A 13,598-nucleotide genomic window follows, 5' to 3' on the forward strand; every position below is an offset into this window, starting at 1 on the left:
TAGGAAGTTGTGAATCACCACAAGTTCCGTAAACACTATCCCGCCTATGAGCAGGTCAAGCGGGATTTCTTCGAACACAGCGAGATGTTCTACAATCCGAACGCCCACACAGCTTTAGCGACAGCTGTTTCCGGCAACCTACGAGAAGCAATACTCCGAGAGGCAGTCTCGCGGCTGACATACTTGAGGCAATTCACAATATGCGCGTGACACAAAGATGCTAACCAACGAAGTGAGAAAGCCGTGATGCAGCGTTCTACGACCAACATGGACAAGATTTGGGTTGCAACTGCGAGCCTCCTTTTCCCCAACATTAATGCTAACAGACTAGTTGCTGCAACTGAGATTCGCCAACGTGTACAAAGTCTGTTTGGGACTGATGTCTCGGCAGCACTCATGGCGCACTTGGTTGCTTGGAAGGACAGAAATCTTGATAAGCAATCGCCGTCGCGAGGCGGTAGTCGTAACCGATACCTTTTCAAAACATCTGACGGCGCTCATCCGTCAGCTGAAGGCGGCGGCTACCGTCTCTACCAATCTGCTGACGCACGATTCGACGGTGAAGGAAAAGACGGCCCAACTTGCCCAGGTGTTGGCAACATCTCGGTCGAATACGAGTACCTCAGGACTTGGTATTTGGATGATTACCTCGGGTCGCTGGCGCAACGTGAATTGGAGGAGCGAGCTGCCGAAGAAGCGATTCTATCTTCTGAGTTGACGCTAACGGAAAAGGTTATGTTGACTAAATCGCGTATTGGCCAAGGAGTTTTCAAGGCAAGAGTCGCCCAGGTTGAAGCGCGTTGCAGGCTGACGGGCGTGGCCGATATTCGTTTTCTAATTGCCAGCCATATAAAACCGTGGGCTAAGTGCTGTAACAAAGAACGACTTGATGGCCACAATGGCCTGCTGCTTTCACCCCACGCGGACTTCTTGTTCGATAGGGGATATTTCACTTTCAAACGGAACGGTGAGGTCATCGTCGCTAGCGACGGAGTCGTGACTATGCGCGAATGGTCGCTCACGCCAGTCTCTAGCGTGGCGCTCAGTAGCGAGCAAGAAGAATATATGAGATACCATCGGCGAAATGTGTTTCGCGGCGCATTGGACTAGTGAAGAGACGTACAGTTGTCTAGCTGAGATTACCTTCAAGGCTAATTTTAAAGCAGGTTCATCGAGTTCACAGGTGCTGCCGCACCAGGCTCCGTAATAAACTGGCGAAGATTTCACCGATACCTGGTAAAACCAATACTCCGCTAAGGCGGCCTGCATCGCAAGGGGCACTTCCGGGAATTGAGCTGTCCCGATTTAGTGTAGCACGCCAAAGTCGATGATGCGTATGCCTAGTCGTCATCACTGAGGTCGAGTTCGCGGTATGATATCCGCTCAACCGTGGCATGAGAGAAGTCGAGTAGCCCTTCTATATCTAACCAATCTATTTCGGCATTTGCCGCAAGGCCGTCTTCGAAGCTAAAAGAGACAGTAGCGATGCCATTAGTCACGTATCGATTAGCCAGCCGATTGTGCAGCACGAACGGGTACTCCTTATCCTCTGGGTCCCATGGCGAACGGTCATAGTCTGGAAATGAAAGCTCCACGACCGCCGTTATTCGAACAGATACCTCGAAGACTGCGTGCGCCGCCGAAACCTCCGTGATATTAGTACCCAGGTAGTCCACTTTTTCAGTATTGAAGCTGACCACTTCTGCCTCAGGATATGTGTCATCGAATTCCATTTCGAACTCAGCATCATCAAGCTTTTTCTGGATATCTAAATGTATAGCCTCTTCGAATTTTTTGTAGGTTTCTTCTGCAAACTTCGCAGGTTCTGCTAGGAGGGCGCTGTTCTTGAGGACTAGGTCAAGAAGCTCCTCCAGCCTTCCAACCGATATTAGGTTTTCATGCCCAGCACAGAAGGATTTGACGTCTCTATCCTCGCTTACGACATAGAGCTTGTGCCCGCGATGTTTGCTTATAGCCTCGACCGCAAGCAGAACAAAAGCGTCGGGGAATTCGGATTTTTTTCCTGAGGTAGCGAAAGGTGGCTTCTCGTTGAAATAGGCGTCGAACACAGCATCAACGCTTACATTGCTAGTCTTCACCACCTCAACCCTTGGACTGTCTAAAAACGCTGAAAATTTTTCATCCAAACCGGTAAACACCTCGTCACTAGTGATTTTTTCGAAGATGCTATGCCACGGCGAATCCGGCAGATTCCTAAGAATCATGGCTTCTTTCTTAGCGCGGCTCATGGCCTCCACCGCTTCGATGGATTTTCTCTGTAGGTGGCGCCGCACCTCTCTGACGTTCACGTCCGTTATTAGTAGGTGGCAGTCGTCTACCTCAAGATGCTCCTTCAGTCGACCCAAAACGCCCACATCGAACTGGAAATTCCTTGCCATGTACGTCTGCGTATCGAGAAAGAAAAGCTTGCTTAGAAGTGGTGCATCGTTTGGCATTGAGTTCTCCAGTATCTTGACGGACGTGGTGTAGCAGGTTTAGTAGGGGGTAGCGTATCATCTCACTTGCGGAAAGCCTGCCAGGCTAGCGTCGTTCGCGTCATGGTCCTCGTGGACTGAACGACTTCCACAGCAACGGCATTGGCAATGCATTATCCGTCTTACCTTAAGACAGTTTATTTTTTTATTTGATAGCCTTTTCTAAAGGCGGACGCCCCCCATAGGGGGACGCGGGAGGCCAGAGGGCATGTGCCATGGCATGTCGGGCAATGCAGTGCCGACACTCAGCTAGACTTTGGAGACCTGCATGCTCCCCCACTCACCCTCTAGCAATCCGCCCAGGTTTGCGCTTTGAGTACCCCGCTAGCGCTTACTTCATCGGTCGCGGTGGTTTTTTCATATTCCCCCCATCCCGATAATGATTGTAGATACGCCCTCTCGAAATTTTTAGACTTTTATGAAAAATATTTTTTCACGGCGGTGCATGTCCATCGAAAGGTTTTATGTTTTCGAGCAACCGCACGCAACGGGTGCGGGATAAAATTGGCAAGCCAAAACTTCGCCTGCGTCCTACCCCGCTCTCGCCCTAGGAAAAAGTGTCGTTAGGCTGCATTTTTGCTGAATAGCTGTATTACGTTCGATGTCGGGGCAGCATTGACCACCTCGGCTACCGAAAGGCCAGTACCAGCCTTGAGGCGGCGGCGCCCGCGATGGGTCGCGGCCTTGTCCTCGTGGGCAAACGCCTCATCCAACTTATGAGCCATATGTGTAGTGCACAAATGCGCATATCGGAGGAGCATCCTTACGTCTCGATGCCCACTGAACTTCTGGAGGTCGATGAGCGAGAACTTGGTTGTCTCTGCCACGCGGGTAATCGCTTCATGACGCAGGTCGTGGATATGCAGGTCCTCAATTCCTGCGCGTGCCACAATACGCGCCCATGCTTTGCGCAGCGCATCTTCTGACAGCCCAAAAACTTGGTCTGCTGCTTTCGGCAGGTCCTTCAACATCTCCACCAATCGCGCCCGCAGAGCGAGTGAACGTGGACGGCCGTTTTTGGTCTCTGCCAGATACGCAGAGCGTGCATCGAAGTCAACGTCTGACCATTTAAGCGCTAGGGCCTCGCCACGTCGTGCAGCAGTCATCACCTGGAATTGGATGAAGGTCTCGAAGAGAGGGATGTGCGTGTAATCTAATTCCGCCTGGCTGCGCGCCGTATTGAGCGCTTCCTTCATGTGACTCTTCCGGGCGTACACGGTATTCAGCGATGCGGCCGCGATGCGCTCGTGTGCCACAAGTTCTTCCAAACGGAGGCCGATAGAGCGACGCGCGTCTTCCTCTTGTGCGGATGCCACTAGTGCGGCTTCCTCCTGCGGTTTCAGGCGACGGTCACGCTCGTTGAAGTATTTTGGGCGGCGAACCGCATCCATCGGGTTTTCGGAAAGTCGAAACTTCCAGATTTTCGTCGCCACAGTAAACACCGAGCGCAAGACGTCTATTTCGCGGTCGATAGTAGCAGGCGCCACTTCTTCAAGGCGCTCCGCCACGTAGCTCTCGATATCCTCGGTTTGGATGGACGCGAAAGGCTTCCGCATCCATTCGATGGACGTGGTTGGTTTGCGCATGACGTTGGCGTTGCGTGCCTTCGACGGTGCCGAGTTTGCGCCGTCACGAATCGGGACCGCAACCCCCGCATTCAGGTCCGCGAGCCAGCCCTGGAATTTGTACTTTTCCACTTTGTGCCAGCCCTTTTTGCGTGGACCTTCCTCCTTCATATAACGTTTGAGAAGGTCTTCGAACGTAATCCGGTGAGATTTTGTGTAGTCGGCGAACAGACCGTTCTTGCGTTCCGCCTGAATGCGGTGCAAAGCGGTTTCCGCTTCGGCGAACGACGAAAACGTTTGTTGAAATGTAGGGTGGCCTTTTTCGCGGATGCGCACGAGGAACGCGTCCTCGAGCTGACCAGCTATCGGCTTGAACCCCTGTGCACGAAGTTCGGCTGCGTACTGCTTCAATTCCGCTTTGTTATTAAAGCGGAATTCGCGGTAGAGGTTGGCGCGGTGTTTTACTGAGATGGTGAAGCGGCTACGGTTTTCGATGTTTGACATGGACGTGAATTCCCTATTGTGGTTAAACAAGTTGGAAATCACGATTTGCGACCGTGCCCGCTCTGATACGCGGATGAGCTGAATACCTAAACTTCGGGTGCATTGGCACACGTTTGGTATTCACGAGTGCATTTTAATGCACCTCAGCAACTCCGTCCAGAATTTTTCCTTATAAAATAAGGGCATTCTGGTCGGGGAGGCGGGTGTTGAACTCGCGGTCTCTACGTCCCGAACGCAGCGCTCTACCGGGCTGAGCCACACCCCGACTCGATGGTGTTATTACAGCAGATTTTCAGGCGGTCTTCAACCTCGTGTCATCGGCATCGCTGCAGCTTGTTATCCGGAAGCGTTAAATACGACTTGGCCGATACGATGAGCCGCAGGCCGCCGGTGGCTCCGATCGTGTCACGGCCTGGCGCCGCCCGAGAGCGGCAGCCGGGTGCGGCAATTGGTCGCGTGCTTGATGCAAGATGTTGCGAATAAAACACTTCCTTCCTGTATTATTCAGTTATCCAGTACAGGGAGCGCGATGCGCAGCCAATGAAAAAACTATCTATCACGTTGCCGGTGGCGCTGGGCGCGCTGGCCGTCTGGCTGGCGCTGACCCTGGGCGGCGGCTGGCTGGCGTCCGGCGGCAGGCCGCAATCGCTGGCAGAGTCGGCCGGCGGCGCCATCGGCTGGCCATGGGCGCTGGCAGCGTTGTTCGCGGCGGCGCTGGCGCTGGCGTCGGTCGACCGGCGCGGCGCCGGCCTGGGCGCGCCGGCGCCGCTCAACTCGATCCGGCTGGCCTGGTTGCCGCTGCTGTACACGCTGCTGATGCTGTTCATCGCCTGGGCCGGCGACTTGCCGCCGCGCGCGGTGGTGCTGGTCGTGGCCTGCAATAGCGCGCTGGTGGCGCTGTCGGAGGAGTTGATGTTTCGCGCCGTCCTGTTGCAAGGATTGCTGGACCGGTATGCGGTGTGGCCGGCGGTGCTGGCGTCCTCCGCGATTTTCGGCGTGGTCCACGCGGCCAACGGCCTGGCCACCGGCGATTTCGCGGCGGCGTTGTGGCAAGCGCTGGCCGCCGGGTTGCAGGGTGTGGCGTACGCGGCGATCCGTTTGCGCACCCGGTCGGTGTGGCCGATGGTCGTCGTGCACGGCCTGTGGGATTTCGCGCTGGTGACGTCGGTGCTGTCGGCCACGGCGCAGGGCGAAACGTCGGTGCTGCCGTACGCCGCGCTGATCGCCGTGCTGCCGCTGTGCCTTTACGGACTGTTTCTGCTGCGCGGCATGCGCGGCCCCGGCGCGCCTGTCATGCTCGCGCCTGCGGATTGACCGGCCTTAGCGCAAGTTGACGGCAGCAAGCGCGCCGGACGCATTCAGTACATATAACACGCCGCTTGCCGAAATGGCCAAACTGCCACCCATCGGATAGGTCCAGACGACCTTTTGCGCTGCGAGATCGATGGCCTGGGTGCTGGAATCCGAGCTGACAAAGGCAAGGTTGCGTGTCACGATGACGTTGGTGTAAGTGCCGCCTTCCAGAAGAGAGACGGTCCACAGCAGATTGCCAGTTGCCGGAGCGCGCGCCTCGAGTGACCGCCCGTTCGCGCCGAGCGCATAGATGGTCCCGTTGCCATAGGCCGGGGTGCCAGTCGAGCCGGAGTTCAGGATCCACGAGCGCTTATGGCCATTGAGGTCGAAGGCCGTCAGGCTACCGCCGCCGACGATCGCTTGCTGCGTGTCGGTCAGGACGACGGCACTGGCGACAAAGTACGTGCTGTACGGGTAAGGGTCGCCGATCGAGTAAGCCAGATTGCCGTTGGCGGCGTCGAACACCGTGAGGATTTCGTCTGGCGTACTGTACGCGTAGACGAAACGGCCATCCGTGCTCGGGCTCCAGCCTTCATAGGCGGTCGCCGCGCCATTCCAGCTGAACTTGCCTTCGGTGTCGCCATACTTGGAGATGCCGCCGTAGTAGCCATTGATGGTATACACATCCGTGCCCAGCACCGTAGGCGCGGAATAGCTTGGCCATTGAGAACTCATGCTTTCTTGCCTGAGCAGCTTGCCGCTGACTTGGTCATAGACCCAGAAGAACGTATCCGAGTGGCCAGTCGATGTGAGATACACGCGGCCATTCGCCGCAGCAGGCGGATTAACCTGGTTCAAGGTTCCAAGGTCTACTTTCCATGCCTGTTCGCCGTTGTCTTCAGAAATGGCGACGAGCTCAAAGCGGCCGCCCGTGGCGCGGCGAACGAAAAACGCGCGTCCATTGTCGATGGCTGTGGAGGCGAAATTGCCGGTGTAAGTGTTTTGGCCTGCCACTTTCCAGCGGCGCGAAAACACGGTCGGATCGAAACTCGCCGCCACATAACCCGTGTGCGCCGCATTGCCCTGGTAAGTCGACCAAGCGCCCAAGCCGTCGACGGCCTTGAGCGCAGTCAGGTTGGTCGGCGACAGTACTTTTATCGACAGCGGCACGATCCACGGTGAGCCGGCGAGCGGCTGCCTGCAAACGCGCACGTCATCCTGACACAGGCGCAGCTCCAGGTTGCTACTATGGGTACCGACCGCAAGCGCGTTGCTGGTCGCTGTCGACAATTCGAAGACATAACGCCCGTCCGACGCGGTCGTCAGCTGACCGGGCGCGGCTATCGTCATGCTGGATGGATCAAACACCCCGATATTGACGACCTGCGACATCAGCTCCTTGTTGAGTTGAGCCCCGATGGAAAAAACGGCCGACTCTTCCGGATAAGTCGTTACGCTCGCGCTGGGTGTCGCCAGGGTGAGGCGCGCTTTAGCGTCCGCCGCTGACTTTACCTGGACCTTCAGGGGAACGCGCCATGGCGAACCCGGGAGTGGCTTGGCGCAGGTAGTCGGCGTGTCTTCGCAGAGGCGAACTTCAAGCGTGGTGGAATGTTCCCCGGCAGCCAGGGCGCTGGAGGTGCGCAGAGTCGCACGATATTCCGTTGGCGATAGGGCCGATATCTGCACGTCGGTGGATATCACGCCAGTGGAATCAATGATGGCCACATTGAATGGTGCGGTAAAAGTACGGCTGGCCTTTGCGGTCAGCACCACGTTTGTGCTTTCGCCCTGATACTGCGTCGCGCTGGGCGTTGCTGGATCGAAGGTGAGCCAATTTCCCGCCGGGTTGTTTTGCGGGGTGGCCGAGCTGCCGTCACCAGAACCACCACCGCCGCAGGCGGCCAAGCTTAATGCGAATACGCTGGCCATCAGGCCGCCAAATCGTGCTTTCATGAAAATCCATACAGTAAAAAGTTGGCAAGTTGTACATTGTACAGGTTGCTGGATTTCACTGGAAATTTTCTTTGGTTATCAGGGCAGCCGCAACTTGATGGCATTGTGTTTTTTAGCTGGTCGCGGCCGCTGTTGCCGCCGCAGCCACCTTGGCCGCCGACGCCGAGCGGCCGTGGCTGATCAAGGACACCGCCAGCACCGCGATCACCGCAGGGATCGCGATGGCCATGAAGTTCTGCTCCAGCGGCAGCGCCATGCCGACCAGGGTGCCGATGGCGATCGGCGCCAGGATGGCGCCGCTGCGGCCCACGCCCGACGCCCAGCCGATGCCGGTCGAGCGGATCGCCATCGGGTAGAACTGCCCCGCGTAGGCGTAGGTGACGATCTGCGTGCCGATGGTCGAGGCGCCGGCCAGGCCCACCAGCACGAACAGCACCCCGGTCGGCACCTTGTAACCGAGCAGGGTGATCGACACCGCCGCCAGCGCGTACATCCCGATCAGCACATATTTGATGTGGAAGCGGTCGGCCAGCCAGCCGCCGCCGACGGCGCCGATCACCGCGCCGAAGTTCAGCACCAGCACGAACGTCAGCGCCGAGCCGAGGCTGTAGCCGGCGCCGGCCATCAGCTTGGTCAGCCACGAGCTGAGCGCGTACACCATGAACAGGCACATGAAGAAAGCGACCCAGAACATCACCGTGCTGAAGCCGCGTCCTTCCTGGAACAGCTTGCCGATCGGCGCGCCGCCCGCTTGATCCTTGACGGGCAGGGCGAAGCGGTCGCCGGCGTCGGCGCGGTAGCCGGGCGACATGCGCGCGACGATGGCTTTGAGCTCGTCCAGCCGCTGCTCGCGGATCAGGAAGGGCATCGATTCGGGCAGGCTTTTCATGATGAACGGGATCAGCAGCACCGGCAGCCCGGCGGCGAGGAACACCGACTGCCAGCCGTAGCTTTCCAACAGGCCTTTGCCCAGCATGGCGGCGAGCATGCCGCCGACGGCGTAGCCGCTGAACATCAGGGTGACCATCGTCGCGCGGATCTTCCTCGGCGAGTATTCGGTCATCTGCGCGACCACGTTGGGCATCACGCCGCCGATGCCAAGGCCGGCGAGGAAGCGCATCGCGCTGAAGGTGTACGGGTCGCTGGTCAAGCCCGCCGCCGCCGTGAAGACGCTGAACAGGGCGATGCAGATGGCGATGGCCTTGCGGCGGCCGATCTTGTCGGCAATGGTGCCGAGGAAGATCGCGCCGAACATCATGCCGAACAGGGCGGAGCTGACCATGAAGCCGGCGTTTTGCGCCGTCACGCCCATGCCCTTCATGATCGAGGGCAGGGCGATGCCGGCCACCGCGAGGTCGTAGCCGTCGCAGATGATGATCAGCGCGCACCAGAACAACACGCTCCTGTGGAAGCGGTTGAAGGTGGCGTCGTCGGATAGTTTGTGGACGTCTATGTGTCGCATGCGGTTTGTCTCTTTCTCTGTTATCACGTTGTTATTGCTGAGTGACTTCAGATTAGACAGCATCCCCCCACGCGTCCAACACCGATTGAGTATCCGCCCCATACCTCAAAGGTATTCCATTGATGAATGATCGTATTTTCCCGCCGCGCGCGATCCATCGCTGATCTGTGGCTGGATTCCAACGTTGACGATTTTGGCAGGTTTCTTGCTTGTTAAAAATTACAAGATGGTTAATATATAAAAATGCATCATTCTGGGGCACGCCCCTACTGACTGGAGAAGCGCAGGCATGAAGATCACTCAGAAAATAATGTGCAGTTCCGTCGCCGCCGCCTTGGCCGCGCTGGCCGGCCCCGTGGTGGCGCAGCAGGTTCCGGTCAAGCCGTCCGACGAAATCGAGGTGGTCACCGTCACCGCGCAAAAGCGCAAGGAAGATCCGGCCAAGGTGGCGATGAGTATTTCGGCCGTCACCGGCAAGCAGCTGCAGGAAGAGCATATCCGCGACATCACCGACCTGACGCGCGTGGTGCCGAACATCTCCTTCACCGCCGCCAGCGGCAATGGCGGCGCCGGCCCGGGCACGTCCAACATCGAGATTCGCGGCATCAGCTCCACGGCCGGCGCGGCGACGGTCGGCGTTTATCTGGGCGATACGCCCGTCACCGTCGGCAACGTCTACACGATGGGGAACGTCGAGCCGAGGTTCTTCGACATCGACCGGGTGGAGGTGCTGCGCGGCCCGCAGGTGACCTTGTACGGCGCCAGCTCGATGGGCGGCACCATCAAGTTCGTGCCGAACGAACCTGATCTGAAGGAGCGCGAGTTCACCACCTACACCGAGTATTCGCATACCAAGGACGGCAGCCCGAGCTACTCAGCCAACGTGGTCGGCAACATCCCGCTGATCGCCGACGAACTGGCGCTGCGCATCGGCGTTCAGGCGCAGCACACGGGCGGCTACATCAACCAGGTGGACGGCGAGGGCGGCGTGCTGGCCAAGGACATCAACAAGATCAGCGACCAGGAACTGCGCATGGCGCTGAAGTGGAAGCCGACGCGCGCGCTGACGATCACGCCGTCGATCTACTACCAGCGGCTGGATGCGAAGGACATCTCCGCCTTCAACATCGAGCTGCCGAACTATCAGGCGCAGAAGCAGGTGCGCGAACCGTCCATCGACAAGCTGTTCACGCCCAGCGTGACCGTCAACTGGGATCTGGGCGCGGTCGATCTGACGTCGGCCACCAGCTACTTCTCGCGCAAGTTCGACCGCACGCAGAACGGTTCGGCCTATAACAGCTATTCGCTGTCGACCTTCCTGACCTCGACCGACGATGGCGGCAAGGCGCCGCCGGAGCTGATCGACGCGATCGCGGCGCTGCCGTCCGCCGTGTATCTGAACAACCAGGTGCGGCAGGTGTCGCAGGAGTTCCGCCTGGCTTCGCGTCCGTACGACGCGGCGGTGTCGCCGTGGACCTGGCTGGCCGGCACCTACTTCTCGCGCCAGCACACCAACATCACCGAGAACGATCCGATCTTCGGCGTGACCGACACCTTCAAGCAGTTCGGCTTCGACATCTACGATCCGGAGCTGCTGCCGGACGTGCGGCCCGGCTCCTTCCCGAACGATAACTCGTTCGCCGGCGCCTTCCACTACACGGAGAAGCAATCGTCGTTGTTCGGCGAGGTCAATTACTACTTCACGCCGGCGGTGCACGCCACGGTGGGCGCGCGCTATCTGCGCGCCAGCTCGAATCTGGAACAGCGCAACGGCAACTACCTGGCCGGCGCCGGCAACAACAGCGGCGCGAGCCTGAAGTCGACCGCGTTCACGCCGAAGTATGCGTTGACCTGGGAAGTCGATCCGCGTCACACCTTGTACACCAGCGTGTCGAAGGGCTTCCGCCTGGGGGGATCGAACATCTTCGTGCCGCCGACCACCTGCGGGCCGGATCTGGAGTTGAACGGCCTGACCGAAGGACCGCCGAACTACGCGTCGGACAGCCTGTGGAATTACGAGGTGGGCAGCAAGTCGCGCTTCCTCAACAACCGGTTGACGATCAACGCCGACGTTTTCTACATCAAATGGAAGAACATCCAGCAGGGCGTTTATCTGCCGACCTGCGCGTACACCTACAACGCCAACGCGGGCGATGCCACCAGCAAGGGCTTCGAATTCGATATCAAGGCCAAGCCGATCGCCGGGTTGACCCTGAGCGCTTCGGGTGGCTACGTCAAGGCGGAGCTGTCGAACGACCAAGGCATACAGAACGGCGTGGTCGGCGCGGTGGCGGGGGCGCAGATCCAGGGCGTGCCGAAATATAACGCGGCGGTCAACGCGCGCTATAACTTCGCGCTGGGCGACCGCAGCGCGTTTGTCATGGGCGGCGTGCAGTGGGTCGGATCGAGCAAGGGGTCGCTCAATCCGGAGCTGACGGATTACGAGCGGCCGGCGTATCACACGGCCGATTTCAGCGCCGGCATGGGCTTCGACCGCTACAACGTCAGCGTGTTCGTCAAGAACGCGTTCGACAACGATAAGGTGATCCAGCATCCGCAGGTGGCGTCGATCGTGCAGGGTTATCGCCTGATGCCGCGCGCGATCGGTGTCAGTCTGGCGGCGAAGTTTTAAGCGATAATGCTGCCTTTGAATTTACGCTCAAGGGCAGCATATGACCGTCACGATTTATCACAACACCGCTTGCGGGACCTCGCGCAAAACGCTGGAGGCGATCCGCGCCGCCGGTGTCGAGCCGGAGATTGTCGATTACGTCAAGAATCCGCCGTCGCGCGCGGCGCTGAAGGCGATGATCGCCAAGGCCGGCCTGACCGCGCGGCAGGCGATGCGCGACAAGGGCGATTTGTATGTGGAGTTGGGATTGGCCGATGCGTCGTTGTCCGACGATGCGTTGCTCGATGCGATGATCGAGCATCCGATTCTGATCAACCGGCCGTTCGTGGTGACGGACAAGGGTGTGCGCTTGTGCCGCCCGTCGGAGTTGGTCCAAGACCTGCTCTAGGTTCCGTCGCGGCGACACGTAGGGCGGATTAGCGTAGCGTAATCCGCCAATGCATGCTTCGCCGGCGGCTCATAAATGGCGGATTACGGCGTTCCGCCTAATCCGCCCTACGTGGTTTAGATGATTTCAACGCCGCCGGTCGTGGCGGCGGCTCTGTTCAATGCGTGCGGTTGACCGAGAAGTCGGCCAGCTGCAGCAGCGATTCCTTGTACACGCTATCGGGCAGGTCGGCGATCGCTTCGGCGGCGCGCCGGGCGGCCGTCTCGGCTTGCTGGCGCGTGTAGTCGAGCGCGCCGCTGCTGGTGATGGCGGCCAGGATCGTGTCGAAGTGCTGCTCGTCGCCCTGCTCGATGCAGGTGCGCACCAGCTCGCGCTGCTCCGGCGTGCCGTTTTCCATCAGGTAGATCAGCGGCAGGGTCGGCTTGCCTTCGCGCAGGTCGTCGCCGACGTTCTTGCCGATTTCGCTGGCGTCGCCGGCGTAATCCAATACGTCGTCGATCAGCTGGAAGGCCGTGCCCAGCGAGCGGCCGTACTCGCCGGCGGCGGCGATTTGCGCGTCGTTGGCGCCGGCGATCAGGGCGCCCAGTTCGGCCGCCGCTTCGAACAGCTTGGCCGTCTTGGAGCGGATCACCTGCAGATAACGCTCCTGGTTGACGTCGGGGTCGTGCATGTTGAGCAACTGCAACACCTCGCCCTCGGCGATGACGTTGGTGGCGTCCGACAAAATCTGCATGACGCGCATGTTGTTCAGGCCGACCATCATCTGGAACGAGCGCGAGTACAGGAAGTCGCCCACCAGCACCGAGGCGGCATTGCCGAATAGGGCGTTGGCGGTGGCGCGGCCGCGCCGCAGCGACGATTCGTCGACGACGTCGTCGTGCAGCAGCGTGGCGGTGTGGATGAATTCGACCACCGCGGCCAGCTCGTGGTGCCCGGTGCCCTTGTAGGAATAGGCGTTCGCCACCAGCAGTACCAGGACCGGGCGGATGCGCTTGCCGCCGGCGCTGATGATGTATTCAGCGATCTGATTGACGAGGCTGACCTCGGAATGCAGCTTGCGGCGGATCACCGAGTTGACCGCGTCCATGTCGGCGGCGATCGAGTGGGCGATATTGTTTTGTGTTGCGGTGTGGGTGGCGGCAGACAAGACGAACCTGTGCAGTGGACTATTGGTGCCGAGATTATACGACATGCCCCAGCCCACAGGGGCGTCCCCCCCCGTTTCAGACAACTCCTTTGTTATTCAGCTAACGCCTGGACGCCGCCCATCATCATGCAAGCTTGTCGACATACCACGCCATCGGCC

9 protein-coding genes and 1 tRNA gene are annotated in these 13,598 nt (G+C 59.1%); 4 read left to right on the forward strand and 6 right to left on the reverse strand.

Annotated features, from left to right (window positions below; genetic code table 11):
- The first annotated feature begins 246 nt into the window (after positions 1 to 246).
- Entirely contained in the window at positions 247 to 1,110 is an 864-nt protein-coding gene (locus MRBLMU1_RS13450) for an HNH endonuclease (RefSeq protein ID WP_363502386.1), read from the forward strand.
- Positions 1,111 to 1,340: 230 nt separating this feature from the next.
- Here the strand turns inward: MRBLMU1_RS13450 and MRBLMU1_RS13455 are convergent, their stop codons facing one another.
- The 3 genes from MRBLMU1_RS13455 to MRBLMU1_RS13465 all read right to left on the reverse strand — a co-directional run bounded on the left by MRBLMU1_RS13455 (position 1,341) and on the right by MRBLMU1_RS13465 (position 4,829).
- On the reverse strand, positions 1,341 to 2,456 hold the full coding sequence (locus tag MRBLMU1_RS13455; protein ID WP_363502096.1) for a PIN domain-containing protein: 1,116 nt from the start codon (positions 2,454 to 2,456) through the stop codon (positions 1,341 to 1,343).
- A gap of 602 nt (positions 2,457 to 3,058) precedes the next feature.
- A complete protein-coding gene (locus MRBLMU1_RS13460; RefSeq protein WP_363502098.1) occupies positions 3,059 to 4,564 on the reverse strand; it encodes a site-specific integrase in 1,506 nt (501 codons plus the stop codon).
- Positions 4,565 to 4,752: 188 nt separating this feature from the next.
- Positions 4,753 to 4,829 (reverse strand) — tRNA-Pro (locus tag MRBLMU1_RS13465).
- Between the two features lie 275 nt (positions 4,830 to 5,104).
- On the opposite strand from MRBLMU1_RS13465, the gene MRBLMU1_RS13470 reads away from it, so the two are divergent.
- Positions 5,105 to 5,878 carry a CPBP family intramembrane glutamic endopeptidase gene (locus MRBLMU1_RS13470; RefSeq protein WP_363502100.1) on the forward strand — a complete coding sequence of 258 codons (774 nt, stop codon included), beginning with the start codon at positions 5,105 to 5,107 and terminating at the stop codon, positions 5,876 to 5,878.
- 6 nt (positions 5,879 to 5,884) lie between these two features.
- Here MRBLMU1_RS13470 and MRBLMU1_RS13475 read toward each other — a convergent pair whose 3' ends face one another.
- Positions 5,885 to 7,810: a PQQ-binding-like beta-propeller repeat protein gene (locus MRBLMU1_RS13475; RefSeq protein WP_363502102.1), complete on the reverse strand. Its 1,926-nt coding sequence runs from the start codon at positions 7,808 to 7,810 to the stop codon at positions 5,885 to 5,887.
- Positions 7,811 to 7,922: 112 nt separating this feature from the next.
- Positions 7,923 to 9,272: an MFS transporter gene (locus MRBLMU1_RS13480; protein ID WP_363502104.1), complete on the reverse strand. Its 1,350-nt coding sequence runs from the start codon at positions 9,270 to 9,272 to the stop codon at positions 7,923 to 7,925.
- Between the two features lie 289 nt (positions 9,273 to 9,561).
- Here MRBLMU1_RS13480 and MRBLMU1_RS13485 point away from each other — a divergent pair, with 289 nt between their 5' ends.
- A complete protein-coding gene (locus MRBLMU1_RS13485; protein WP_363502106.1) occupies positions 9,562 to 11,904 on the forward strand; it encodes a TonB-dependent receptor in 2,343 nt (780 codons plus the stop codon).
- A 40-nt stretch (positions 11,905 to 11,944) separates the two neighbouring features.
- A complete protein-coding gene (arsC, locus tag MRBLMU1_RS13490; protein WP_363502108.1) occupies positions 11,945 to 12,292 on the forward strand; it encodes an arsenate reductase (glutaredoxin) in 348 nt (115 codons plus the stop codon).
- 157 nt (positions 12,293 to 12,449) lie between these two features.
- Here the strand turns inward: arsC and ispB are convergent, their stop codons facing one another.
- Positions 12,450 to 13,439 (reverse strand): octaprenyl diphosphate synthase, encoded by a 990-nt coding sequence (gene ispB, locus MRBLMU1_RS13495; RefSeq protein ID WP_363502388.1) that lies wholly within the window; start codon positions 13,437 to 13,439, stop codon positions 12,450 to 12,452.
- Positions 13,440 to 13,598: the final 159 nt, after the last annotated feature.

This window comes from Burkholderia sp. LMU1-1-1.1 (assembly GCF_040675865.1).
Lineage (GTDB): Bacteria > Pseudomonadota > Gammaproteobacteria > Burkholderiales > Burkholderiaceae_D > Rugamonas.

Excerpts from the sequence above, each read along its gene's own strand:
- MRBLMU1_RS13475 (WP_363502102.1), bottom strand. The coding sequence starts at position 7,810 with ATGAAAGCACGATTTGGCGGCCTGATGGCCAGCGTATTCGCATTAAGC.
- MRBLMU1_RS13480 (WP_363502104.1), bottom strand. The coding sequence starts at position 9,272 with ATGCGACACATAGACGTCCACAAACTATCCGACGACGCCACCTTCAAC.
- MRBLMU1_RS13450 (WP_363502386.1), top strand. The coding sequence starts at position 247 with ATGCAGCGTTCTACGACCAACATGGACAAGATTTGGGTTGCAACTGCG.
- MRBLMU1_RS13485 (WP_363502106.1), top strand. The coding sequence starts at position 9,562 with ATGAAGATCACTCAGAAAATAATGTGCAGTTCCGTCGCCGCCGCCTTG.
- MRBLMU1_RS13470 (WP_363502100.1), top strand. The coding sequence starts at position 5,105 with ATGAAAAAACTATCTATCACGTTGCCGGTGGCGCTGGGCGCGCTGGCC.
- MRBLMU1_RS13460 (WP_363502098.1), bottom strand. The coding sequence starts at position 4,564 with ATGTCAAACATCGAAAACCGTAGCCGCTTCACCATCTCAGTAAAACAC.
- arsC (WP_363502108.1), top strand. The coding sequence starts at position 11,945 with ATGACCGTCACGATTTATCACAACACCGCTTGCGGGACCTCGCGCAAA.
- MRBLMU1_RS13455 (WP_363502096.1), bottom strand. The coding sequence starts at position 2,456 with ATGCCAAACGATGCACCACTTCTAAGCAAGCTTTTCTTTCTCGATACG.